The 22,731-nt window shown below is 63.0% G+C and carries 21 protein-coding genes; 8 read left to right on the top strand and 13 right to left on the bottom strand.

All coding sequences use genetic code 11. The annotated features are described in order from the left end of the window. Positions 1-68: 68 nt before the first annotated feature. From P0D70_RS07075 to P0D70_RS07060, 4 genes are all read right to left on the bottom strand, one after another. The gene (locus P0D70_RS07075) at positions 69-239 is read right to left on the bottom strand and encodes a hypothetical protein (protein WP_408183885.1); all 171 of its coding nucleotides are present in this window, start codon (positions 237-239) and stop codon (positions 69-71) included. 130 nt (positions 240-369) lie between these two features. Continuing rightward, entirely contained in the window at positions 370-1,515 is a 1,146-nt protein-coding gene (locus P0D70_RS07070) for a substrate-binding domain-containing protein (RefSeq protein WP_408183884.1), read from the bottom strand. 95 nt (positions 1,516-1,610) lie between these two features. Then, positions 1,611-2,612 carry an ABC transporter permease gene (locus P0D70_RS07065; protein WP_091808418.1) on the bottom strand — a complete coding sequence of 334 codons (1,002 nt, stop codon included), beginning with the start codon at positions 2,610-2,612 and terminating at the stop codon, positions 1,611-1,613. Further along, positions 2,609-4,228 carry a sugar ABC transporter ATP-binding protein gene (locus tag P0D70_RS07060; RefSeq protein ID WP_408183883.1) on the bottom strand — a complete coding sequence of 540 codons (1,620 nt, stop codon included), beginning with the start codon at positions 4,226-4,228 and terminating at the stop codon, positions 2,609-2,611. The genes P0D70_RS07065 and P0D70_RS07060 overlap by 4 nt, the downstream gene beginning before the upstream one ends. 252 nt (positions 4,229-4,480) lie before the next feature. Between P0D70_RS07060 and deoC the strand changes: the two genes are divergently transcribed. The 7 genes from deoC (at position 4,481) to P0D70_RS07025 (ending at position 13,945) form a co-directional block, all read left to right on the top strand. Then, on the top strand, positions 4,481-5,491 hold the full coding sequence (gene deoC / locus P0D70_RS07055; RefSeq protein WP_091808421.1) for a deoxyribose-phosphate aldolase: 1,011 nt from the start codon (positions 4,481-4,483) through the stop codon (positions 5,489-5,491). A 16-nt stretch (positions 5,492-5,507) separates the two neighbouring features. Continuing rightward, entirely contained in the window at positions 5,508-7,910 is a 2,403-nt protein-coding gene (locus P0D70_RS07050) for an aldehyde dehydrogenase family protein (protein WP_408183882.1), read from the top strand. A gap of 168 nt (positions 7,911-8,078) precedes the next feature. Beyond that, positions 8,079-9,059 carry a ribokinase gene (gene rbsK / locus P0D70_RS07045; protein WP_408183881.1) on the top strand — a complete coding sequence of 327 codons (981 nt, stop codon included), beginning with the start codon at positions 8,079-8,081 and terminating at the stop codon, positions 9,057-9,059. 34 nt (positions 9,060-9,093) lie between these two features. Next, complete coding sequence (locus P0D70_RS07040) at positions 9,094-10,143, top strand: ABC transporter permease (protein ID WP_408183880.1); 1,050 nt, start codon at positions 9,094-9,096, stop codon at positions 10,141-10,143. A 97-nt stretch (positions 10,144-10,240) separates the two neighbouring features. Further along, entirely contained in the window at positions 10,241-11,245 is a 1,005-nt protein-coding gene (locus tag P0D70_RS07035; protein WP_408183879.1) for an autoinducer 2 ABC transporter substrate-binding protein, read from the top strand. Between the two features lie 66 nt (positions 11,246-11,311). Continuing rightward, positions 11,312-12,871 carry a sugar ABC transporter ATP-binding protein gene (locus tag P0D70_RS07030; RefSeq protein WP_091808431.1) on the top strand — a complete coding sequence of 520 codons (1,560 nt, stop codon included), beginning with the start codon at positions 11,312-11,314 and terminating at the stop codon, positions 12,869-12,871. A 15-nt stretch (positions 12,872-12,886) separates the two neighbouring features. Further along, positions 12,887-13,945 carry an ABC transporter permease gene (locus tag P0D70_RS07025; RefSeq protein ID WP_091808433.1) on the top strand — a complete coding sequence of 353 codons (1,059 nt, stop codon included), beginning with the start codon at positions 12,887-12,889 and terminating at the stop codon, positions 13,943-13,945. A gap of 63 nt (positions 13,946-14,008) precedes the next feature. On the opposite strand, the gene P0D70_RS07020 is transcribed toward P0D70_RS07025, so the two are convergent. The 5 genes from P0D70_RS07020 to P0D70_RS07000 form a co-directional block, all read right to left on the bottom strand. Beyond that, on the bottom strand, positions 14,009-14,734 hold the full coding sequence (locus tag P0D70_RS07020) for a DeoR/GlpR family DNA-binding transcription regulator (RefSeq protein WP_408183878.1): 726 nt from the start codon (positions 14,732-14,734) through the stop codon (positions 14,009-14,011). A gap of 146 nt (positions 14,735-14,880) precedes the next feature. Continuing rightward, a complete protein-coding gene (locus P0D70_RS07015) occupies positions 14,881-15,210 on the bottom strand; it encodes an antibiotic biosynthesis monooxygenase family protein (RefSeq protein ID WP_408183877.1) in 330 nt (109 codons plus the stop codon). A 196-nt stretch (positions 15,211-15,406) separates the two neighbouring features. Then, positions 15,407-16,846: an MFS transporter gene (locus P0D70_RS07010; RefSeq protein WP_408183876.1), complete on the bottom strand. Its 1,440-nt coding sequence runs from the start codon at positions 16,844-16,846 to the stop codon at positions 15,407-15,409. Between the two features lie 31 nt (positions 16,847-16,877). After that, the gene (locus P0D70_RS07005) at positions 16,878-18,026 is read right to left on the bottom strand and encodes a CaiB/BaiF CoA transferase family protein (RefSeq protein ID WP_408183966.1); all 1,149 of its coding nucleotides are present in this window, start codon (positions 18,024-18,026) and stop codon (positions 16,878-16,880) included. A 7-nt stretch (positions 18,027-18,033) separates the two neighbouring features. Next, entirely contained in the window at positions 18,034-18,981 is a 948-nt protein-coding gene (locus P0D70_RS07000; protein ID WP_408183875.1) for a hydroxymethylglutaryl-CoA lyase, read from the bottom strand. A gap of 137 nt (positions 18,982-19,118) precedes the next feature. On the opposite strand from P0D70_RS07000, the gene P0D70_RS06995 reads away from it, so the two are divergent. Next, the gene (locus tag P0D70_RS06995; RefSeq protein ID WP_408183874.1) at positions 19,119-20,030 is read left to right on the top strand and encodes a LysR family transcriptional regulator; all 912 of its coding nucleotides are present in this window, start codon (positions 19,119-19,121) and stop codon (positions 20,028-20,030) included. Between the two features lie 189 nt (positions 20,031-20,219). Here P0D70_RS06995 and P0D70_RS06990 read toward each other — a convergent pair whose 3' ends face one another. From P0D70_RS06990 to P0D70_RS06975, 4 genes are all read right to left on the bottom strand, one after another. Further along, the gene (locus P0D70_RS06990; protein ID WP_408183873.1) at positions 20,220-20,651 is read right to left on the bottom strand and encodes a cupin domain-containing protein; all 432 of its coding nucleotides are present in this window, start codon (positions 20,649-20,651) and stop codon (positions 20,220-20,222) included. Between the two features lie 95 nt (positions 20,652-20,746). Next, the gene (locus P0D70_RS06985) at positions 20,747-21,424 is read right to left on the bottom strand and encodes an FMN-dependent NADH-azoreductase (RefSeq protein WP_408183965.1); all 678 of its coding nucleotides are present in this window, start codon (positions 21,422-21,424) and stop codon (positions 20,747-20,749) included. A gap of 60 nt (positions 21,425-21,484) precedes the next feature. Next, positions 21,485-21,922: a carboxymuconolactone decarboxylase family protein gene (locus P0D70_RS06980; protein ID WP_091808452.1), complete on the bottom strand. Its 438-nt coding sequence runs from the start codon at positions 21,920-21,922 to the stop codon at positions 21,485-21,487. Between the two features lie 473 nt (positions 21,923-22,395). Continuing rightward, complete coding sequence (locus tag P0D70_RS06975; protein ID WP_408183872.1) at positions 22,396-22,689, bottom strand: hypothetical protein; 294 nt, start codon at positions 22,687-22,689, stop codon at positions 22,396-22,398. Between the last annotated feature and the right edge of the window lie 42 nt (positions 22,690-22,731).

The following is a 22,731-nucleotide window of genomic DNA, read 5'->3' as shown; positions in this document are numbered from 1 at the left end:
CGGATGGCGGGAACGGGAATGGCGCCGGTGCGGGTCGCCCGGCGCGCACGGCAGGGAAGGCGGCGGTGCTATGAACGGTCGCGACTGCGAGCCCGTGTCGCACCGGTAATCACCGCGACGCCGAGCAGGATCACGGCGACGATGGCAATCGTATGTTGAGCGACGTGCATGGCCATCAAGCCCCAGGCCACGCCGCCGATCAGAATGATCCAGCCAGCCAGATAAATGAGCAGGGTCATCTTTTCTCCTTGTTCGAATCGACTTGGTAGGTCTATCGAGTAGCACGATTCGCGCCCGACGCCGGCCAGCCTCGCCGGCGCACGGACGCTCAAGGAGAACAGCGCGATGCTGCGGTGCGGTTCGCCCCGCTCAGCCGCAAGCCGGCTTGGCCTTCTTGCAGGCGTCGGCAAGCTGGGGCGGCGGGTCTTTCTTGAATACCGTCTTATACGACTCGAGCACGTTCGACTGAACCACCGGCAAAGACTGCACGCCGATCCACGCCGGCGGGGTCTGGCCGATGAGCGCCTTCATCATCGCCAGCGCTTCGGCTACGCCCTGGTCGTACGGACGTTGCGAGCCGGTGGCCTTGAGCGGCCCGCCCTTGGCGATCTCGATCGCGGATTGCAGGCCGAGGTCGACCGTCGTCACGGGAATCGTCACGCCTTGTGCGCGCATCGAGGTGAGCGTGTCCAGTGCCGGTTGATCCCAGACAGCGAAGAGCCCCTTCACGTCCGGATTGCCGGTCAGGAAGTCGCCCGCGATCTGCCCGACTTTCGACGGGTCCGTGAAAGCGACCTGCTTGATCTTGATGTCCGGGCGATTCTTCTTCAGCCAGTCGTTGACGGCCTTGGTGCGCTCGGTCGTGCTGAAGTAGTCCACGCCGAAATTCACGAGCCCGACCGTCGCGCCTTGCGGCACGCACGAGGCAAGCACTTTCGCCGCGATCTGGCCGTTGCCTTCGCTGTCCGCCGAGATCATCGCGGCGTATTGCTCGGGATGCTTCAGGCCGGTTGGCACGTTGTCCATGAACACGAGTTTGATGCCGGCCGCGGACACCTTCTTGTAGGTGGCGGCCGTTGCCGTGCCGTCCACCGGAATCGAGATGATGCCGTCCGGATGGCGCTGGATCGTATTCTCGATATCGGCGATCTGCTTGTCGACCTGATACTCAGCGGAGGCCGTACCGATCACTTCCACGCCGTATTTTTTCAGCGTATCGGTAATGCCTTGCACCTGCAGTTGCGACCAGTCGAGATTCATGGTCTGCATGGAAATGCCGACCTTGAATTTGCCGGCTTTGATCCTGGCGATGTCGGCGTCGGTCAGCTTCACGGCATCCACCGACGCGGCTTTTTCGCCGTTCGGCCCTTGCCCCACGATCGTCTTCGGTCCGATCGATCCGGTGGGCAGGCTGGTCACACACTGCGCGTAAGCGCCCGAGGAAGCCAGACATGCGACGGCCGCCGCCGCCATGACACTGGCTAACGCTTTGCTTGAACCACGATGTTGTTTCATGTCTCTCCTCCGTTGGTCTTCATGTCTGTGCTTCACGTCCGAACTACGTCTGCTCGCGAGCGGTCGCCGTGACGGCATTACTGCGCTACCGCTCGCTACTTCCTGGTAAACGCAACCGCCGCGACGATGATCACGCCCTTGATCACCAGTTGCAGCGACGAACTGACGCCGAGCAGCACCAGTCCGTTATTCAGCGTGCCGATGATCAGACTGCCAAGCAGCGTCCCCAGCACGAAGCCGCGGCCGCCGAACAGACTGCACCCGCCGAGCGTGACGGAGGCGATCACATCCAGTTCCATGCCTTGCACCACATCGGGCCGCGCCGCGTGCGAGCGGGCGGAAAGCACGAGCGCGGCGAGCCCGGCCAGCATGCCGGTGAGAATGAAGGCGAGGGTGGTCACGCGCCGCGTGTTGATGCCCGAATAGAGCGCGGCGGTCGGATTGCCGCCCGCCGCATAGATCTGCCGTCCGAACACGCTGTAGTGCAGCAGCAGAATGCCCGCGATCACGGCGAGCAGCGTCCAGATGATCGGCACCGGCACGCCGAAAATGTCGCCTTCGCCGAAGATCGCGATAAACGAGTCGTTGTCGATGATCACGGGCTTGGTGGTCGTGACCATCAGCGCGAGTCCGCGCGCGGCGCTCAATGTGCCGAGCGTGACCAGAAACGAAGGAATGTTGACGCGCGTGGTCACGATCCCATTGATCGCGCCGACAATCGCGCCGGTGCCGATCCCGGCGATCGCGCCGATCACCCAGTTGTTGCCCAGATAGGTCATGGCGAGCGCGGCGGACATGCCCGAGAGCGCCAACGTGGATCCCACCGACAGATCGATCTGCCGCGCAATGATCACGAAGGTCATGCCGATCGCGATGATCGAGACGAGCGCGGTTTGCCGGCCGATATTCAGGAAGTTGTCGATAGACAGGAACCATGGCGACGCGAAGCTGAACACCACCAGCAGAATCGCGAACGCAGCATAGAGCGCATAGGGCCGGTCGCCTTGCAGCAGGGCTCGCGCGATGCGCCGCATACGGCTTTTCTGCGGCGGCGATGCCTGCCGTTCGGACGTCAGCGGCGAGACGGATTCGTTCATGTTGCTTGCGCCTCGATGGAAGAACGGGACAGTTGGATCAGGTGATGCAACGCTTCGGCGTTGGCGAGTTCGGCGCGCTCGACCGTCTTGACGATCGAGCCGTCCGCAACAATCGAGATCCGGTCGCACAGGCGCAAGAGTTCATCCAGGTCGGAGGACACGACGAGCACGCCGGTTCCGGCCCGGGCGGCGTCGTTCACCACGCCGTAGATTTCCTCGCGCGCGCCCACGTCGACGCCGACCGTCGGTTCGTCGAGTAGAAGGACGCGCGGGCGCGGGTGGTTCCACTTCGCGAACACCACTTTCTGCTGATTGCCGCCGGATAGAAACTTGACCGCGGTGGAAGGGCCGGGCGCCTTGACGGACAGCTCCTTCATGGAGCGCTTTGCCTGCTGCACAGCCGCCTGACTGCGCAACCATCCCCAGCGGGAAAAATGCGGCAGGCGCGGCAGTGTCAGATTGCGTTCGATCGAATGATCGAGCACGAGCCCTTCGAGATGACGGTCCTCCGGCACCAGTGCCACGCCGAGTTGAATGGCTTCGGCGGGCGTGATGCGCGAACGCGCGCGACCGTCGATCTCGATGGCGCCGGTGTCGACCGTGCGAAGACCAAAGATGGTTTGCAGAATCTCGCTGCGCCCGCTGCCGATCAGCCCCGCGAGCCCGTGGATTTCGCCGCGGCGAAGCAATAGATCGACGTGACGCAGCCGGTCGTTGCTGACGTTCGATAGCTTGAGCACGGGCGCGGCAGTGGCATCAGCTGCTTCGTCGTGGACAGCCGATGCCTTGGCCGGTTCTGCGGCAATCACGCCTTCGCCCACGGCAGTCTTCTGCCGTGCCTGCAACGCGGCATGACCGGAGCCGACGATCGCGGCCACCAGCTGTTTCATATCCGTTTTCGAAGTCTCGAACGTGCCGGCATTGGCGCCGTCGCGGAACACGGTAACGCGCTGCGAAATCCGGAACACCTCGTTCAACCGGTGCGTCACATAGATCACGCCCACGCCGCGCGCCGTGACCGCGCGAATCGCGTCGAACAGAATCTGCTCTTCGCCGCCGGTCAACGCGGAAGTGGGTTCGTCGAGAATCAGGACCCGCACTTCGCCCATCAAGGCTTTGCAGATCTCCGTCATTTGCCGGTAGGCGAACGGCAGCGCACCGACCTGTGTCTTCGGATCGAGCGGGATGCCATGCGAGCGCAAAAATTCGCCGACCGTGGCCATGAGCTGGCGGTTCTTCACAAAGCCAAGGCGTGTGCGGGGCTCGCGGCCCAACATGAGATTGGCGCCGACGGAAAGCGATTCGACGAGACTCAGGTCCTGATAGACCACGGCGACGCCCGCATCGCGCGATTGCGCCGGCGAGTCGAACGCCACTTTCTGGCCGGCGATTTCGATCACGCCGTCGTCATACGCATGCACGCCGCTGAGGATCTTGATCAGCGTGGACTTGCCCGCGCCGTTTTCGCCGAGCAGCGCATGGACTTCACCGGGAAACACTTCGAGGTTGACGCCGCGCAGCGCTTGCACGCCGCCAAATCGCTTGGTGACGCCCGCAACACGGATCAATGGAACCTGAGGCGATGACGCGGCCGCGACCGCAACCGGCTCACTCATCTGGCATGTCTCCTTCGTCCACGCGACGACATTCTTTTCTTTATCTAACGCTAGCCGGCCGACAACCGTGTTGTGATCTTCGCATCATGAATATGGTGCGTCAATAACATTGGCGGGCACCAAGCGCGTTTATCCGCTTGTTGATGTCATGATTGCTCGCAAAGCTTGTTATGATTCTATCAATCGTTGTAGCATAAGTGCGAACAAATTGCCGGCGGCTGTTGTGCGTCGCATCATATTTTCGGATGTCTTATGCCAGAAGCTCCATTGCAGTCTTCCTCGGTCGTCGCGCTGCGCGGCACACCGCTCGTCCATCCGGTGCGCAATCCCGGCATGCCGTTCGACGCCTCGTGGCTCGACGGCCTGCGCGTCAATCAGTCGGCCGTGGAACGGCGCACCGCCACACTCGGCACGCGTCGCAGCGTCAAGAAAGATGCACAGGCGGCGTGGCTGCTGAAGGCCATCACCTGCATCGACCTCACCACGCTCAACGGTGACGACACCGAGGGGCGCGTGCGCCGCCTCTGCGCGAAAGCGCGCCAACCGGTGCGCGCCGATCTGCTCGAAGCGCTCGGCATTGCGCCGCAAGGCATCACGACGGGCGCGGTGTGTGTCTATCACCGCTTCGTTGCGGCGGCAGTCGATGCGCTGCACGGCAGCGGCATTCCGGTTGCGGCGGTCTCCACGGGTTTCCCCGCCGGGCTGATTCCGCATCCACTGAAGCTGAGAGAGATCGAAGCCTCGGTCGCGGACGGCGCGCGGGAAATCGATATCGTCGTTACGCGTGAATATGTGCTGACCGGCAACTGGCAGGCGCTCTACGACGAAGTGCGGGACTTCCGCGCGGCCTGCGGTCCGGCGCATCTGAAGGCGATTCTCGCCACCGGCGACATTCGCACGCTGTCGAATGTGGCGCGCGCCTCGATGGTCTGCATGATGGCCGGCGCCGACTTCATCAAGACCTCCACCGGCAAGGAAGGCGTCAATGCGACGCTGGATGTGTCGCTCGTCATGGTGCGCATGATCCGCGAGTACCAGGAGCGCACCGGCGTGCTGATCGGCTTCAAGCCGGCGGGCGGCGTGTCGACGGCGAAGTCGGTGCTGTCGTATCAGATCCTGATGAAAGAAGAACTCGGCCGTGCGTGGCTCGAACCGGAACTCTTCCGGATCGGCGCATCGAGCCTGCTGGCCGATATCGAACGCCAGCTCGAACATTACGTGAGCGGCCGTTACTCCGCTTTCAACCGTCACCCCGTAGCCTGAACAGAAGACCGATCCCATGAGCGTAGCCGAGTATTTTTCATCGATGGAGTACGGTCCCGCACCCGAGGACGATCAACCCGCGCGCGCCTGGCTGGCGCAGCATGAGGACAGTTTCGGGCATTTCATCGGCGGTGCGTGGCATGCGCCCGCAACCGATGAGCGCTTCGCCTCTCACGCACCCGCCACGGGCGAGCAGCTCGCGGATATTGCCCAGGGCGATGCGGCCGATATCGACGCCGCAGTCGCCGCCGCGCGCGCCGCACAGCCTGGCTGGTTCGCGTTGGGCGGCGCGGGACGCGCGCGCCATCTGTATGCGCTCGCGCGCATGGTGCAGCGTCACAGCCGGCTGTTCGCCGTGCTCGAAGCGCTCGATAACGGCAAGCCGATCCGCGAAACGCGCGATATCGACGTGCCGCTCGTCGCGCGCCACTTTCTGCATCACGCGGGTTGGGCCCAGTTGCAGGAGAGCGAGTTCGCCGACCAGGCGCCGCTCGGCGTAATCGGGCAAATCGTGCCGTGGAATTTTCCGCTGCTCATGCTTGCGTGGAAGATCGCACCGGCCATCGCCATGGGCAATTGCGTGGTCCTGAAGCCAGCCGAATACACGCCGCTCACCGCGTTGTTGTTCGCCGAACTCGCGCATCGCGCGGGCTTGCCGGCCGGCGTGCTGAATGTCGTCACCGGTGACGGGCGCACGGGCGCGGCTTTGGTCGAGCATCCTGACGTGGACAAGATCGCCTTCACCGGTTCGACCGAAGTTGGCCGGCTGATCCGTTCGGCCACGGCTGGTTCGGGCAAATCGCTGACGCTCGAACTCGGCGGCAAGTCGCCCTTCATCGTGTTCGACGACGCGGATCTGGACGGCGCGGTGGAAGGCGTCGTCGACGCGATCTGGTTCAACCAGGGCCAAGTGTGTTGCGCGGGCTCGCGGCTGCTGGTGCAGGAAGGCGTCGAAGCGCGATTCATCGCGAAGCTGAAACGGCGCATGGAGACGCTGCGCGTGGGCTCGTCGCTCGACAAGAGCATCGACCTCGGCGCGATCGTCGATCCAGTGCAGCTCGAGCGCATCCAGTCGCTGGTGGAAACCGGCCGTCGTGAAGGCTGCTCGGTCTGGCAGTCGCCCGAGACGACGTTGCCGGCCGGCGGCTGCTTCTATCCGCCGACGCTCGTGACCGGCGTGGCGCCGGCGTCCACGCTGGCGCAGGAAGAGATCTTCGGACCGGTGCTGGTGACGATGAGCTTTCGCACGCCCGACGAAGCGATTGCGCTCGCCAACAACTCGCGCTACGGACTCGCCGCGAGCGTGTGGAGCGAAACCATCGGCCGCGCGCTCGATGTCGCGCCGCGCCTGGCGTGCGGCGTCGTCTGGATCAACGCGACGAATCTGTTCGACGCGGCGGTCGGCTTCGGCGGTTATCGCGAATCGGGGTATGGCCGCGAAGGCGGACGTGAGGGCATCTACGAATACCTGAAACCGCGGGCCTGGCTCAATCTTCCGGAGCGCAGGACAACGCGCAACCCGGACGGCAGCGCGGGTGGCGCCACCGCCACGCTCGACCCATTGTCCAACGTTGCATCGATCGACCGCACCGCGAAGCTCTTTATCGGCGGCAAGCAGGCGCGGCCGGACAGCGGCTATTCGCTGCCGGTTCACGCGCCGGACGGCACGCCCGTCGGCGAAGTGGCCGCGGGCAATCGCAAGGACATCCGCAACGCGGTCGAAGCAGCACGCGCCGCGCAGAAGTGGTCGCAGGCGAGCACGCATAATCGCGCGCAGGTGCTGTTCTATCTGGCGGAAAACCTGGCCGTGCGCGCGGACGAATTCGTGCGCCAGCTCATGGTGCGAAACGGTGCGACGGAGGGCGCGGCGCGAGCGGAAGTGGACGCTTCGGTACAGCGTCTCTTCACTTACGCCGCGTGGGCCGACAAGTTCGACGGCGCCGTGCATACGCCGCCGCTGCGTGGTGTTGCGCTGGCCATGCATGAGCCGCTCGGCGTGATCGGCATTGCCTGTCCCGACGAAGCGCCGCTGCTCGGTTTCGTCTCGTTGGCGGCGCCCGCGCTGGCCATGGGCAACCGCGTGGTGGTGGTGCCGAGCGAGGCGTCGCCGCTCACGGTCACGGATTTCTATCAGGTCGCCGAAACCTCGGACTTGCCCGGTGGCGTGCTGAACATCGTCACCGGCGAACGCGGCGCGTTGCTACCGGCGCTCGCCAAGCACGACGATGTGGATGCGCTCTGGTGCTTCGGCAGCGCGGCGGATTCGACGCTGGTGGAGCGCGAATCGATCGGCAATCTGAAGCGGACATTCGTCGATCACGGCCGCCAGTTCGACTGGTTCGACCGTTCGAGCGAAGGCCGGCCGTTCCTGCGCCAGGCCGTGCAGGTGAAGAACATCTGGATACCGTACGGCGACTGACAGGCCGCCGTACCGACACTCTGAACGACATGCACGCCAACCAGAAAATGGAGGAGACAACGTGCTGAAGAATCTGGATCTGCAGTTCCATGCCGAGGTGCCGCGCGCATCTCTGGCGCCGCAAGACATTCCCTTGAACCCGGCTGTTCAGGAGCAAGGGGAACGCGCATGAATACGTCTTCGCAACAAAACGGACGCGTCGTCATTCTCGGCATCTATGTGACCGATCTGACGTTTCGCGCCGGCCGTATGCCGCAGATCGGCGAGACCATCGCGGGCTCGGCGTTCGCGATGGGGCCAGGCGGCAAGGGCTCGAATCAGGCGGTGGCCGCCGCGCGCGCGGGCGCCGACGTGGTGTTCTGCACCCGCATCGGCGACGACGCGTTCGGCGCCATTGCGCGCGCCACGTGGGCCGCGGAAGGCATCACGGCGCGCGCCTCGGTGATCGAGGGCGTCTCGACGGGCGCGGCGCATATCTTCGTCGACGACAACACCGGCATGAACGCGATCATCGTCGCATCCGGCGCGGCCGGCACGATGGAGCCCGCCGATGTCGACGCAATCGAAGCCGATATCGCCTCTGCCCGTGTTTTCGTCACGCAGCTCGAACAGCCGCTCGAGGCCGCGCGGCGCGGGCTCGAAGTGGCGCGCCGGCATGGCGTCATCACCGTGTTCAATCCGGCGCCCGCGTTGCCGCTCGACGACGGTATCTTCCCGCTGTGCGATTACATCACCCCGAATGAAACCGAAGCGACCGCGCTCACCGGCGTGCCGATCGCGAATGCCGACGACGCCCGGCGCGCCGCCGACGTGCTGCTCGCCAAGGGCGTCGGCACCGTCATCGTTACGCTGGGCGAGGGTGGCGCGCTGTTGCATTCGGCGACGCAATCGATTCTCGTGCCCGCGTACCACTGTGGCCGCGTGGTGGAAACCGCCGGCGCGGGGGATGGCTTCACAGGCGGCTTCGCGGCCGCGCTCGCGCGCGGCGACGACGCGGTCACCGCATTGCGATTTGGTTGCGCGCTCGCCGGCATTTCCGTGACGCGTCCGGGCACGGCGCCTTCCATGCCGACGCTCGACGAAGTGAACCAGGTATTGAAGCAGCCGACGCAGCCGAACCAGCCGGCCGGCATGTCCCAGGCATCCTGATCGATTGCGAAGGTTGAAGGAGCGTATCGTCACCATGAAGTCAACGTTCACCGCTGGAAAACTGTTCGGCGACCGGCAACTGAATTTTCTGCTGATCGTCAACGTGCTCGTCGTGCTCGTCGCGACGTGGCTTTCGCACGGCCAGTTCGTCGATATCGACAATCTGCAGTCGATGGGCGGGCAGTTGCCCGAACTCGGCCTGCTGGCGCTCGGCATCATGCTCTCCATGGTGTCGGGCAACGGCGGCATCGACCTGTCCGGCGTCGGGCTCGCCAATCTGTCCGGCATGGTCGCCGCACTGATCGTGCCGCGCTTCGTCAGCGGCGACGACTCGCCCGCGCTCTACACGTCGCTCTTCTGCGTGATCGTGGTGACGATGGGCCTGCTCGGCGGGCTACTGAACGGCGTGGTGATCGCGCGGCTCAGACTCACGCCGATTCTCTGCACGCTCGGCACGCAGTTGCTGTTCACCGGCTTTGCGGTGGTGCTCAGCAATGGCGCTTCCGTACATGTGGATTACGTGGACCCGTTGTCGAATATCGGTAACGGTACGGTGTTTCAGGTGCCGATCGCGTTCTGCATCTTTATCGCGGCCGTGATCGTGCTGGGCTGGCTGCTCAAACGCAGTCCGTTCGGCCTGCGTCTGTATCTGATGGGCACCAATCCCAAAGCGGCGTTCTATGCCGGCATTCCGCGCGCGCGGATGCTGATCATGACCTATGCCATGTGCGGCGTGCTGGCGTCGCTGGCCGGGCTGATCAGCGCGACGCATACGTCCAGCGCGAAATGGGACTACGGCAACTCCTATCTGCTGATCGCGATCCTGATTGCCGTGATGGGCGGCGTGAATCCCGCCGGCGGGCACGGCCGCATCATCTGCGTGTTTTTCGCCGCGACGGTGCTGCAGTTTCTCTCCAGCCTGTTCAATCTGATGGGCGTATCGCAGTTCTTCGGCGATTGCGCGTGGGGGTTTCTGTTGCTGCTGTCGCTCGCGTTTGCGGGCGGCGAACGGGTGCGCGCGATTTTCGGCTTCGGCGGCGGCGCGGGCGCAGGTGCCTCGACGAATGCGGCGCCCAAGCGTTAGCGGGCGCCGGACAAAGGTTTCAGTACACGGCGGACAACGAGCCCTGGCTGTCCGCGACGGTGAAATGGGCGACATCGAACCAAAAAGGAGACATCGCATGAAATTGACTCGACTGGGTGCCGCGCTCGCAGCAGGCGCATTGACGATTGGCGTCATCGCCGCAGCGCAGGCTGCCACCAACGAGACCATCGTCACGGTCGTCAAGGTGACCGGCATCAACTGGTTCAACCGCATGGACGACGGCGTGAAGCAGTTCGCCAAGGACAACCCCGGTGTTAACGCGTATCAGACCGGCCCCGGCCGGGCGGATGCGGCCCAGCAACTGAAAATCATCGAAGACCTGATCGCCAAGAAGGTGACGGCGATCGCCGTGGTGCCCTACGATCCGCCGACGCTCGAACCGGCGCTCAAGAAAGCGATGGATCGCGGCATCAAGGTGGTCACGCATGAAGCCGACAACGCCAAGAACACGATGGTGGACATCGAAGCGTTCGACAACACCGCCTACGGTGCCGGCCTGAACGAACGGCTCGCCTCGTGCATGCACGACGACGGCAAATGGGCCGTGCTGGTCGGTTCGCTCGGCAGCCGCTCGCAGGTGCAGTGGGCGGACGGCGGCATCGGCAACGCCAAGGCCAAGTATCCGAAGATGAACCTGGTCGAGCCGAAGCTCGAAACCAACAACGACGGCGAACGCGCCTATGAAGTCGCGAAGGAAGTGCTGCGCAAGCATCCGGACCTGAAGGGCTTCCAGGGCTCGTCGTCGCTCGACGTGATCGGCATTGGCCGGGCGGTGGAAGAGGCGGGTATGCAGGGCAAGATCTGCGTGTACGGCACGGGCCTGCCGACTGAAGCCGGCAAGTTCCTCGAAAGCGGCGCCATCAATGGCATCGCATTCTGGGATCCGAAGCTCGCGGGCATCGCCATGAACAAGGTCGCGCAACTGCTGATCGACGGCAAGACGGTCGAGAACGGCGCCGATCTCGGCATTCCGGGCTACACGAAGGTGACGGTCGCGAAAGGACCGGGCAAGGGCATCATCGTGCGCGGTCAGGGCTGGGTGAACGTCGACAAGACGAACTACAAGCAGTATCCGTTCTGATCGGGCTTTGGCTTCATGTGTCACGGCGTCCCCCAAAGGGGACGCCTCAACTTGCGACTCGTCACCATGAATCAAGACGCAACCTCACCGAAGTCACCGCAGTCCGACACGCCGCAACCGTTTCTCCAGGTTGTCGGCGTGCACAAGCGCTTCACCGGCGTGTATGCGCTGCGCGGCGTGAGCCTGTCGTTCGAGCGCGGTCAGATCTATCACCTGCTGGGTGAAAACGGCTGCGGCAAGAGCACGCTCATCAAGATCATCTCCGGTGCACAGCCACCTGATGAAGGCGAACTCGTGATCGAAGGCGTGCGGCACGCGCGGCTCTCCGCGCTCGAATCGCTCGCTGCCGGTATCGAAACCGTGTATCAGGATCTTTCGCTGCTGCCCAATATGAACGTGGCCGAAAACGTCGCGCTCACCTCGGAGCTGGCCACGCACGCGGGCAAGCTCGCCCGCACCTTCGACCGGCGCGAACTGGCGCGCACGGCGGCACGCGCGCTCGAAGCGGTCGGGCTGCCGGGCAGCGCGGAATTTCAGGCAACGCTCATCGAGCAGTTGCCGCTCGCCACCCGGCAACTCGTGGCGATTGCCCGCGCGATTGCCAGCGAGGCCAAGTTCGTCATCATGGACGAGCCCACCACCTCGCTCACGCAGAAGGAGGTCGACAATCTGATTGCCGTGCTCGCCAATCTGCGCGCGCAGGGCGTCACCGTCCTGTTCGTGAGCCACAAACTCGACGAGTGCTACGCGATCGGCGGCGAGGTGATCGTGCTGCGCGACGGGCAGAAAATGGCGCAAGGGCCGATCGCGCAATTCACCAAGGCGCAGATCAGCGAGCTGATGACAGGCAGGCATCTGTCGAGCGAGCGTTATCGCGAAGGCGCATGCGAGCGCAACGTCGTGCTCGACGTGCGAGGTTATACGCGCGCCGGCCAGTTCAGCGATGTGTCGTTCTCACTGCACGGCGGCGAGATTCTCGGCATTACCGGCCTGCTCGATTCGGGGCGCAACGAACTCGCGCGTGCGCTGGCGGGCGTCGCGCCGGCTCAATCCGGGCAGGTCACGCTCGACGGCAAGGCCGTTTCACTGCGCACGCCCTCGGACGCGAAAGCGCATCGCATCGGCTATGTACCGGAAGACCGCCTGAATGAAGGGCTTTTTCTCGACAAGTCGATTCGCGACAATGTGATCACCGCGATGATCTCCAGCCTGCGTGACCGCTTCGGCCAGATCGACCGCACGCGCTCACAGGCGCTCGCGGAACAGACCGTGAAGGATTTGCAGATCGCCACGCCGGGTGTCGACAAACCCGTGCAATCGCTGTCGGGCGGCAACCAGCAGCGCGTGCTGATCGGCCGCTGGCTCGCCATCGACCCGCGCGTGCTGATCCTGCATGGACCGACGGTCGGCGTCGACGTCGGCTCGAAGGACATTATTTACCGCATCATGCAGCGGCTGTCGCAACGCGGCATCGGCATCATTCTGATCAGCGACGATTTGCCCGAACTGCTGCAGAACTGCGACCGCATTCTGATGATGAAGAAAGGGCGCGTGGCAAGCGAATACCAGGCCGACACGCTGAGCGAAGCCGATCTGTATCACGCGTTGCTTTCCGAAGCCGCATAAAGGACGTTTCCACTCATGAACTCGCGCATCGATTCGCGCCTGAACCAGACCATGACCACCCCGACCGTTGTCGAAGTCGCTCCCGAGGTCAAGCCGCCGAGCTTGCGGACCAGGCTCGCGCGCAATCCCGAATGGTTCACCGTCGCGTTGATCGCGGTGACGTGCCTGGTTGTCGGCGCGATCAATCCGCGCTTCTTCCAGTTGGCCACGCTGTTCGATCTGTTGCACTCCGCCACCACGATGTCGCTGTTCGCGCTGGGCACGCTCGTGGTGCTCGCCTCCGGCGGGATCGACGTCTCGTTCACCGCGATTGCCGCGCTGACCATGTACGGCATCACCAAAGCCGTGTTCGCGTGGTGGCCGGATGCGCCGTTCGCGCTGATTCTGATCACGGGCGCGCTCGGCGGCATCGTACTCGGCGTGGTCAACGGGCTGCTGGTGCATCGGCTGAAAGCGCCTTCGCTGATCGTCACGATCGGGACGCAATATCTGTATCGCGGGCTGCTGCTGACGTTTATCGGCACGACGTTCTTCATGAACATCCCGCACAGCATGGATCATTTCGGCCGCATTCCGCTGTTTTTCTATCACACCGCCGACGGCTTGCGCGCCGTGTTGCCGGTATCGGTGGTGGCGCTGGTGGCGGCCGCGGTGCTCACCTGGTGGCTGTTGAACCGCACGATGATGGGACGCGGCGTTTATGCAATGGGCGGCAGCCTCGCGATTGCCGAACGGCTCGGCTACAACCTGCGCGCGATCCATCTGTTCGTATTCGGCTATACCGGCATGCTCGCCGGCATTGCAGGGATTCTGCACGTGTCGAACAACCGGCTTGCGAATCCGTTCGATCTGGTGGGCTCGGAACTCGACGTGATCGCCGCGGTGATTCTGGGCGGCGCGCGTATTACGGGCGGCACCGGCACGGTCGCCGGCACGTTGCTCGGCGTGGTGCTCGTCACGCTGATCAACAGCGTGCTGATTCTGGTGGGTGTGCCGAGCACCTGGCAGAAGGTGATTATTGGCGCATTCATTCTGATCGCCGGTACGCTCTTCGCCTTGCAGCGCAAGAATTGAAGACCGGGCTGCGGCCTGTGCGTTGCGCGGTCGCGGCCCGCGCTGCACGGGCCGCAAGTGCGCTTATCGGCGCTTGCGGTGCTCCTGGCCTTTCTCGGTGATGATGGAATCGAAGTCGTCGACTTGCGAGAAGCGCACCGCCTTGACTACGCCTAACTTGCTCTGATCCACCACCAGATGCCGTTCGACCGCGCTTGCCATGGCTGCCTGCTTGAGCGCGACCTCATGGAAATTCCAGCAGGTGACGCCGCGCGCAGTGTCCACGCCGCCGGCGGAAATGAACGCCTTGTTGATCCCCATGCGGCGCAGCATCTCCAGACTTTCTTCACCCGCGAACGAATCTGACGAGGGCACGTAGACGCCGCCCAGCAGAATCATTCGTACATTCGGTTTGCGCCGCAGAATCTCCGCGACATTCAGCGAATAGCACACCACCGTGACGTGCCGCTCGACCGGAATCAGCCGGGCCAGCGTGGTGAGTGTCGTGCCGCAATCGATGAACAGCGTTTCGTTATCGCCGATAAGTCCCGCCGCGACCGCCGACGCTTCGGCCTTTGCCTGCGCGAAGTGATCCTTTTCTTCTTCGAGTGAGTAGCCGGCGTTATTGGGTACGTCGGTCGCGCTGACGATATAGCCGCCAAGATACGTGAAACGTTCCGGACTGCCTGCGATGTCGCGCCGGACAGTCATTTCCGAAACGCCCAGCAAGCCGGCGGCGTCGCGCAGGCGCATCACGTTTTGCCTTGCCAACGCATCGGCAAGGGCGCGGAGGCGGTCGGGTTTCAGCATGGGGATCCTGTCGCGCGATGTGTGGGTGGGCGTTATGTTTTGTTCGATTTGATGAAAGAATTATAACAAGAGGAGGTGCGCGCGGCGAGCGCGATGTGAGATCGGTAAGAGCGGGAATTTACGGCCGCGGCACGTGCGTGGTCGCGTTATTTCTTTGCTGACGACCCGAGAAGATGTTCGAGAGCGCCGTCTCCATAGGTCCGAATCACTTCGGAAATAATCACCTGGTATCCGTTCAGCCAGTTCGACTGAGCAGCTTTTGCCTCCAGATGCGCCGGATGCTGAATCAGCATTTGAAGCGCATCGAGCGATTGCCAGTAATACACGTTAGACGTCAAACCGCTGGCGCTGTTTTCCCACGTTTCTTCGCCCAGGTAGCCCGGTATCGTCTTCGCGACTTTCGCGATTTCCTGATCAAGACGATGAAACGTGTCGTCGAATTGCTTCGTGGCAAAAATGAACGTGGATGAATACATGCTGGTGGTCCGACGGAAAAGGTTGTGACGCTACGTCTCGGGGTTCGTGCCGAACAGCTCGAAGCGGGCGGGCAACCTCCCGTCTCAGCGCACCTTGCATTGTAAGCGGGGTCACCTCTCCGGCGGTGTGACTAAACAGGGTGCCGTGGCGATTGACGACGACCACCGCAATGCCATGAATCGCGCCTTTCAATGCTCAATGGTTGATTTCTTCGAGCCGCAGTCCGTTGGTCCTGGGGCCGAAAGCACCGATCGAAATCATCACGGCCGCCATGCACACGGTGATGCCGGTAAACACGCCTGCCACGCCAAAGTCACGCAACAGGAAGGCGATGATGAAACCCGACATCATGGCGCCAATACGGCTGGCCGAATACACAATGCCATTCGCCCGGCAGCGCACCGCGGTCGGGAACAACTCGGACTGGTAAGCGTGATAGCACACCGAGATCGCCTGCCCGGCGAGGCTGATCAACACACCCAGCACAATCAGAGGTCCGACCGATTTCATCTGGCCGAACATCAATCCGAACACGATAACCGCGAGCGCTCCGCCGACAATCAGCCATTTGCGCTGCACCTTGTCCGCGTACAGCATGGCGAGCATGGGACCGACAGGCAGCGCAATCGCGATCACGAACGAATACAGCAGGCTTTTGGTCACGGTGATGCCTTGCCCGATAAGCAGCGTCGGTACCCAGTTGGCAAAGCCGTAGTAGCCGATCGCCTGGCAGAAGTTGAAGACGATCAGCATGATCAGACGCGAACGGTAAGGCGGTTGAAGCAGCTCGGCAAGCGAGGCACGGCGATGCGCGGGCTGTTCAACGGCAGATGCGGGAGGCGGCAACGCACGACCCAACTGCTTCACGGCCTTCGCCTCCATCGTCGCGACAATGCGCTCGGCTTGCTCCTCACGACCATGTGACGCGAGCCAGCGCGGGCTTTCCGGCACGATGCGGCGAATGAACCACACGAATATCGCGCCGATCGACCCGACGAGCACGACACAACGCCAGCCGTCGATGCCGAACACGGTGGTCGGCACGAGCCAGTAGGAGAGGATCGCGGCCACCGGCGCGGCGGCGAACATGACCATCTGGTTGAAGGCCATCGCGCGGCCACGCATATGCTGGGGGACGAGTTCGGTGACGTAACTGTCGATCGTCACGATCTCGATTCCCACGCCGATGCCGGTGATGAAACGCCACAGAATGACGCCTTCGGGCGTGGTCTGGAATGCCATGATCGCCGAGCCCACGGAGTACCACAGCAGCGAGAACGTGAACACGGCGCGGCGGCCGTAACGGTCGGGGAGCCAGCCAAATCCGAACGTACCGACGAAGAGGCCCGCGAACGTGGCCGCGATAAAGCCCGCAATCCCCTGAAAACCGAAGAACGCAGCCGTGGTGGTTTTCAACAGGCCGCTCTTCGCCATACCCGGCGCGATATAACCCGTGAAGATCAGGTCATACACTTCGAAAAACCCGCCGAGCGAGATGAGGAACACCATCAGCCAGATATAGCGGGTGGCGGGCAAGCGGTCCATTCGCGCGGAAAGTACCGCGGCGGTACGTGGATGCGCTCGGGTATCGGTTGATGCGATGGGCGGAATATCCGTAGTGATGACGCGTTGCATGACTGTCTCCTTGATATGTCCCGCGGTTGTCTCAAGCCGCTGCCCGGCCTGTCAGGCGGGCGAGGATTTCCTGCGTATGCTCGCCGACACGGGCCAGCGCCTGACGCACGCCGGGGCGGCGTCCACCCATCAGCAGGGGCAGAAGCACGACCTCCGTCATGCCGTCCTCGGTTTCCATCGGCACCAGACCGCCGCTTGCCTTCAGATGCGGATCGTCGAGCAACTGGTCGGGCCGCATGATCGGCGCGTAAGGAATGCCGGCGGCTTCGAGCTTCAGCGAGAGTTCGTCGGCGCGGTGATGCTTGAGGATTTCGCCAAGGCGAATCAGCAGTTCAGGTCGCACCGCGACACGTAGCGCGTTGCTGGCGAACTGCGGTTCGGCAGCGAGATCGGGCCGTTCCAGTACGTCACACAACGTGATGAACTGCTTGTCGCTCACGGCGCCGATAAAGAGCTGTTCGTTCTCGGCAAGTGTGAAAACGTCGTAGACGCTCCATGCCGAAACGCGCGAAGGCATGGGCGGCGGCGGCTCCTTCGTCATCGCGTACTGCTGCATGTGCTGACCGCTCAGGAACACGCAGTTCTCGAACAGCGCACTCTGGATTTCCTGACCGCGGCCCGTCGTATCGCGCTCGCGCAGCGCGGCCAGTACACCGATCGCGCCGAACATGCCGCCCATGATGTCGTTGACGGAAGTGCCCGCGCGCAGCGGTCGGCCCACAGGTCCTGTCATATAAGAGAGACCGCCCATCATCTGCACGACTTCGTCGAGCGCGAGGCGCTTTTCGTACGGCCCTGGCAGAAAGCCTTTGTGCGACACGTAGATCAGATTTGGATAGATCTTCGAGAGCGTTTCGTAGTCGAGTCCGAGTTTCGCCATCAGGCCCGGCCGGAAGTTCTCCAGCATCACATCGCACTGGCCGATCAGTTCAACCGCGGCGGCGTGCCCATCAGGCGTATTGATGTCGAGCACCACGCTCTTCTTGTTGCGGTTGAACGAACGGAAGAAGCCAATGCCGAGTCCCGGCAGCTTGCGCGTCTTGTCGCCGCCTGGCGGCTCGATCTTGATGACTTCCGCGCCGAGGTCGGCGAGGATCATGCCGCAGGTCGGGCCCATGACCATGTGCGTGAACTCGATGACACGCACGCCGGCGAGAGGAAGGGGATTCGGAGTATTCATCATGACCTCAGGCGTTGAGTGTTGCGCTCGCAGCGTGCGCGAAAGTTTTCGGCAAACCCGAAAGCCACAGGGCGCCGTGCAGTGTTTCGCCGGACAGCCATTGCGCGACCTTTTCCCGCAGAGCAAGCAGGCGGGGAATATCGATGCCGGTGGAGATGCCCATATCGGCAAGCATGAACGCGAGGTCTTCACTGGCGGCGTTGCCGCTTGCACCCGGCGCATGCGGGCAGCCGCCGATACCGGCGAGCGTCGCGTCGAAGCGGGCCACGCCGGTTTCGAGCGCGGCGAAGACATTGGCGAGAGCGAGACCGCGCGTGTCGTGGAAATGGCCGCACCAGAATTTGTCGCCGGCAATGGCGCGAGCCTTGCCGAACAGTTCGCGCACGGCAGCAGGGCCGCCGTAGCCGACCGTATCGGCAATGCTCACGCGATCCGCGCCGGCGTCGAGAAGCCCTTGCATGCAGCGCAGCACTTCGGCCTGATCGACCGCACCCTGGATCGTGCAGCCGAATGCAGTACCGATGCCGCCTTCGATCAACGTCTTCGAGCCGGCGGCGTCACGTGCCGCACGAATGCGGGCGACTTCGGCGATCACTTCGTCGGGTGTTTTGCGGAGGTTGGCGAGGCTATGAGCGTGACTGGCGGACAGCGGCACCAGCATCAGATCGGCTTGCGATTCGATCGCGCGTTCGGCGCCCTTGAAGTTCGGCACGAGCACCGAGACGAGCAGGCCGGGTAGGGTTTTCGCGTACGCCACCAGTTCGGCGGTGTCCGCGAGTTGCGGCATGAGTTTGGCGGGAACGTACGAGCCGACTTCGATTTCGCGCTGACCGGCGGCATAAGCACCGGCGATCCATTCGATCTTGCGCTCGGTGGAAAGAATGGTCTGAATGCTCTGAAGGCCGTCCCGCAAGCCAACTTCGCGAATGACGACGCTCGAGGGGAACGAGGACATCGGTGTCTCCTGAATACCTGCCAGTCATGGGTGCTGGCGATGTCGTCACTCTAGACTTTCCACGTTTGCCATAAAGAGGTATTTTGGAACGGGTGAGATTCCCATATGGAAAGTAAAGGGCAGGTGAGGAGACAGGCATGCGAGACATCGATCTCAAGACGCTGCGGCTATTCGTGGCCGTCTGCGAGCACCGCAACATGGGCCGCGCGGCGGAAGAAGAACATATCGAGCCGTCCGCGATCAGCAAGCGGATCGCACAACTGGAGACCGACCTCGGCGTGCCGCTGCTCACGCGCTCGCGCCGCGGGGTCCAGCCGACGCCGGCAGGGCTGTCCCTGCTGGAACACGCGCGCAATGTTCTGTTCACGATGGACCGGATCGCCAGCGACGTCGCGGCGTTCGGCAGTGGCCTCAGGGGGAGCGTCAGTGTGTGCGCGACGGCTTCGGCGATCGCCGAGGTACTGCTGGACGACATCGCGTCCTTCATGCGCGAGCCGGATAACCAGAACATCCGTGTCGACGTGGAGGAGCATCTCTCCATCGATCTTGTTCGCCAACTCCGGGAAGGCGCGGCGGCCGTCGGCGTCTGCTGGGACAACGCGGACCTGGAAGGCTTGCAGCATCTGCCGTATCGGCAGGACCGGCTGGCGCTTGCCGTCTATCCCGGCCACCCGTTGGCGGGACTGAAGTCGGTGCGGTTTGAGCAGACGCTCGAGCATGATCACGTCGGCATGCCGCCCTCGACCGCGGTCCATACGATGTTGCAACGCGCGGCCGCGAAAGCGGGGCACACGGTGTCGTATCGCGTGATCGTGTCCAACTTCGACGCCGCGTTCCGGGTGGTCGCCGCGCGACTCGGCATCAGCGTCGTACCGCTCGAAGTGGGGGAAGCCTATAAGCGGATCTTCGACATCGAGACGATTCCGCTGACGAACTCGTGGGCGCTGCGCCAGTTCGTGGTGTGCTTTCGGGAGCTGGGTGCGCTGCAGCCCGCCGCGCGGCGCATGGTCGAGCATCTTTCGAATCGGGCGACGTTCGTGGTTTCCTGAAGCAGGTCAGGCGAGCGTCAGGTTCCGACTTTGCATCGCTTCGAACCGGTGGTGCCGATGGCAGACGTCCCGGCGTGGTCCCAAAGGGCTTCGCACTGACGTCCCGTCTGAAGTGAGACGGTGCGCGAGTGATCCACGCGTCTATACGTATCGATCGCCGGCGCGCTGGGTCGCTCCGGTCACTTCTGGTCACTTCCGGTCGAACGTGACGAGGTCTTTGTCTTTCGAATCGGCGACGAAGATGGCCAGCAATCTGGCCGGTTCCGTAGCACTGGCGTTTTCACTCTCGGTGTGATGAACGCCGGGTTTTTCGGTCCAATGTTCACCCGCGTGGTAGACCTTTTCCTCGCCGTTGTTCACCTGGCTGCGAATGGCGCCGGACAGCACATAACCGACCACGAAAGCCTGACCATGCCGATGCGCGGGCGATTTGCCGCCCGGCGCATAGTCGACGATCAAGGCTGTCATCTTCTTGCCGGGGACGTTGGCGATCGCTTCGGCGAAAGCGGGCGTAATCGTTTCGCGCGGCGCAGCCGGTTCCTCGGCGAACAGGTCGTGCGATACGGCCGTGAGGGAAAGGCCGGCGAATGCGACGGCCGCGATAAGTGTCCTGGTGTGCATTTCAATACTCTCGAATTCGATAAAACATTAGTATCCCGAATCGATGTCGGCATTCATCTGCGTTCCGATCGGGTGGGCATCAACGCATTAAGGCATTAAGGCGTCGTGGCTTCCGTGGCCGTTTCCGTTGTGCGAGACGTTGCCGATTTCGCCCACGTCGCCGCCACTGCCGACAACTCGGAACGTGCCCGCTCGAGTGCCTCGGCTCGCGCCTCCTGGTTGGAGAACTGCAGCGGCTGTGCATCGACGAAGGTGGGGTCCGCGACGCCAAGGAAGCCGAAGGCCGCTTTTAGCGCGGGCGTCAGCGCGTCCATCGAGGAATAGGGCGAGCCGGGACGCAAATCCGCGCCGCGGCTCGTGATGAACAGAACCTTTTGGCGCCCGAGCTGGCCTTCGATGCGGCCGTCGGCAGTATTCGCGTAGGTCACGTTGGTGCGCGTCACGCTATCGACAAACGCCTTGAAGGCGGAGGGCATCGACCAGTTGTACATGGGCATGGCGAAGACGAGCGCGTCGGCTTCGAGCAGGCGTCGGCACAATGCATCGGAGCCGGCCAGCGTCGCGCGCATGGCAGCGGTGCGTTCGTGCTCCGGCGTGTAGGTGGCGATGGCGAAAGCTTCGCTCACATGGGGCGGCGTATCCACCGTCACATCCAGATAATCGATGTCGAGCTCCACCCCTTCCTCGCGCAGACACTCGATAAAGAACCGGCTCAATGCGCGGGAGTTGGATCGCTCACGCTTGGCGCTCGCATCCACGTGCATTACTTTCATCATTGCTCTCCTTGGCTGGATCACTCAAAAATGGTTGCGGTGTGCGCTGACTGGATGTGCTTACGCCGGCAGCTTGCGGAATGCGATCGCGAAGCGGTTCCATGCGTTGATCGCCGAAATCAGCAGGGTCAGGTCGACCAGCTCCGCGTCGCTGAAGTGGGGGCGCACGGCGGTCCACACGGCGTCGGGCACATGGTCGAGCGAAACCAGGGTCAGCGCCTCAGTCCATTCGAGCGCCGCACGTTCGCGGTCGGTAAAGAAGGGCGTTTCGCGCCACACCACCACGGTGGCCAGACGCCGTTCGGTTTCGCCGCCATTGCGAGCGTCGGTCGTATGCATATCGACGCAGTACGCGCAGCCGTTGATCTGCGAGGCGCGCAGGCGGACCAGTTCGGTCAGGGATTTTTCGAGCGCCGACTTGCCGATGCGCTCTTCGACGCCGATTAGCGCCTTGATCGCGGCGGGGTTGGCTTTGTAGAAATCGAGACGTTGTTCCATGATTCGCTCCTGAGTGGGATGAGGCGCATCCGGTGATGCGATGGGGGAAGATTAGTCCGCGAATTGGACTCATGGAATAACCAATTTTTAACAAATTCAGGTAACCACTTCTGGCTGTGAGCGTTGAGCGCGCCGAAACGGCCGCCGACATCCCCACCGGCGGTGCGCCGCGTGCTGGGGATCCAATGAAGCAATGTTTGGCGTGGGATGGGAGGTGTCCAGTTACTGCCCAGATCCGGCGATAGCGCTGCTCGCAGCGCCTGACATTGAGGCGCTTATTTCTTGCAGGCTACGGTGGCAGGCTGGTGGCTATACGAGCTAGCTGTGCGCAGGAATGAGCGCGGCAACAGCGACAACAGCGTGGACAGTTGAGCGCCCGTTTTGCCCTCCGGCTGAGTGACAGGTGCCATGCTGGCGCGGTGGTCGCTCGTGTCCGCACGAGCGCCGTTGTTCAGATACGCCGAGCGATCCGGTCATGGACTGCGGTTCAGCAAGACCGACGCAACATGGTGCAACGCGCCGTTAGCATAGGACGTGACCACGGAAAGGAGTGATCCGTCGATCGCACCGGAAATTTCCCTGTGAATACACGCCAGAATGGCCGCGACCAGCAGCACGGAGCCGACCCGTTTAAGGGACTTCCGATGCTGGCCCGATGGCGCAGTGGCGTCTTCCGTCGCTTCATCGGAGATACGATGAGCAAGATATCCGAATCCCTTCATGATGGTCGGCAGATCGGTTGCAACACACCAAGTGTCTGCAATCATGCGCGTGCGTCGAACCAATTTTTTCGCATATCGATAGCAACG

It is taken from the genome of Paraburkholderia sp. RL17-381-BIF-C (assembly GCF_046026435.1).
In the GTDB taxonomy this organism is placed as follows: Bacteria; Pseudomonadota; Gammaproteobacteria; order Burkholderiales; family Burkholderiaceae; genus Paraburkholderia.
The sequence above is the reverse complement of the archived record's forward strand: the minus strand, read 5'-3'. Positions and strand labels throughout refer to the sequence as shown.

Bases quoted from the DNA above. Each gene is read 5' to 3' on its own strand.
- P0D70_RS07070 (WP_408183884.1), bottom strand. From the start codon at position 1,515: ATGAAACAACATCGTGGTTCAAGCAAAGCGTTAGCCAGTGTCATGGCG.
- P0D70_RS07010 (WP_408183876.1), bottom strand. From the start codon at position 16,846: ATGCAACGCGTCATCACTACGGATATTCCGCCCATCGCATCAACCGAT.
- P0D70_RS07025 (WP_091808433.1), top strand. From the start codon at position 12,887: ATGAACTCGCGCATCGATTCGCGCCTGAACCAGACCATGACCACCCCG.
- P0D70_RS06990 (WP_408183873.1), bottom strand. From the start codon at position 20,651: ATGCACACCAGGACACTTATCGCGGCCGTCGCATTCGCCGGCCTTTCC.
- P0D70_RS07030 (WP_091808431.1), top strand. From the start codon at position 11,312: ATGAATCAAGACGCAACCTCACCGAAGTCACCGCAGTCCGACACGCCG.
- deoC (WP_091808421.1), top strand. From the start codon at position 4,481: ATGCCAGAAGCTCCATTGCAGTCTTCCTCGGTCGTCGCGCTGCGCGGC.
- P0D70_RS07020 (WP_408183878.1), bottom strand. From the start codon at position 14,734: ATGCTGAAACCCGACCGCCTCCGCGCCCTTGCCGATGCGTTGGCAAGG.
- P0D70_RS06985 (WP_408183965.1), bottom strand. From the start codon at position 21,424: ATGAAAGTAATGCACGTGGATGCGAGCGCCAAGCGTGAGCGATCCAAC.
- P0D70_RS07040 (WP_408183880.1), top strand. From the start codon at position 9,094: ATGAAGTCAACGTTCACCGCTGGAAAACTGTTCGGCGACCGGCAACTG.
- P0D70_RS07005 (WP_408183966.1), bottom strand. From the start codon at position 18,026: ATGAATACTCCGAATCCCCTTCCTCTCGCCGGCGTGCGTGTCATCGAG.
- P0D70_RS07050 (WP_408183882.1), top strand. From the start codon at position 5,508: ATGAGCGTAGCCGAGTATTTTTCATCGATGGAGTACGGTCCCGCACCC.
- P0D70_RS07015 (WP_408183877.1), bottom strand. From the start codon at position 15,210: ATGTATTCATCCACGTTCATTTTTGCCACGAAGCAATTCGACGACACG.
- P0D70_RS07065 (WP_091808418.1), bottom strand. From the start codon at position 2,612: ATGAACGAATCCGTCTCGCCGCTGACGTCCGAACGGCAGGCATCGCCG.
- P0D70_RS06995 (WP_408183874.1), top strand. From the start codon at position 19,119: ATGCGAGACATCGATCTCAAGACGCTGCGGCTATTCGTGGCCGTCTGC.
- P0D70_RS07075 (WP_408183885.1), bottom strand. From the start codon at position 239: ATGACCCTGCTCATTTATCTGGCTGGCTGGATCATTCTGATCGGCGGC.
- P0D70_RS07000 (WP_408183875.1), bottom strand. From the start codon at position 18,981: ATGTCCTCGTTCCCCTCGAGCGTCGTCATTCGCGAAGTTGGCTTGCGG.
- P0D70_RS06980 (WP_091808452.1), bottom strand. From the start codon at position 21,922: ATGGAACAACGTCTCGATTTCTACAAAGCCAACCCCGCCGCGATCAAG.
- P0D70_RS06975 (WP_408183872.1), bottom strand. From the start codon at position 22,689: ATGATTGCAGACACTTGGTGTGTTGCAACCGATCTGCCGACCATCATG.
- rbsK (WP_408183881.1), top strand. From the start codon at position 8,079: ATGAATACGTCTTCGCAACAAAACGGACGCGTCGTCATTCTCGGCATC.
- P0D70_RS07035 (WP_408183879.1), top strand. From the start codon at position 10,241: ATGAAATTGACTCGACTGGGTGCCGCGCTCGCAGCAGGCGCATTGACG.
- P0D70_RS07060 (WP_408183883.1), bottom strand. From the start codon at position 4,228: ATGAGTGAGCCGGTTGCGGTCGCGGCCGCGTCATCGCCTCAGGTTCCA.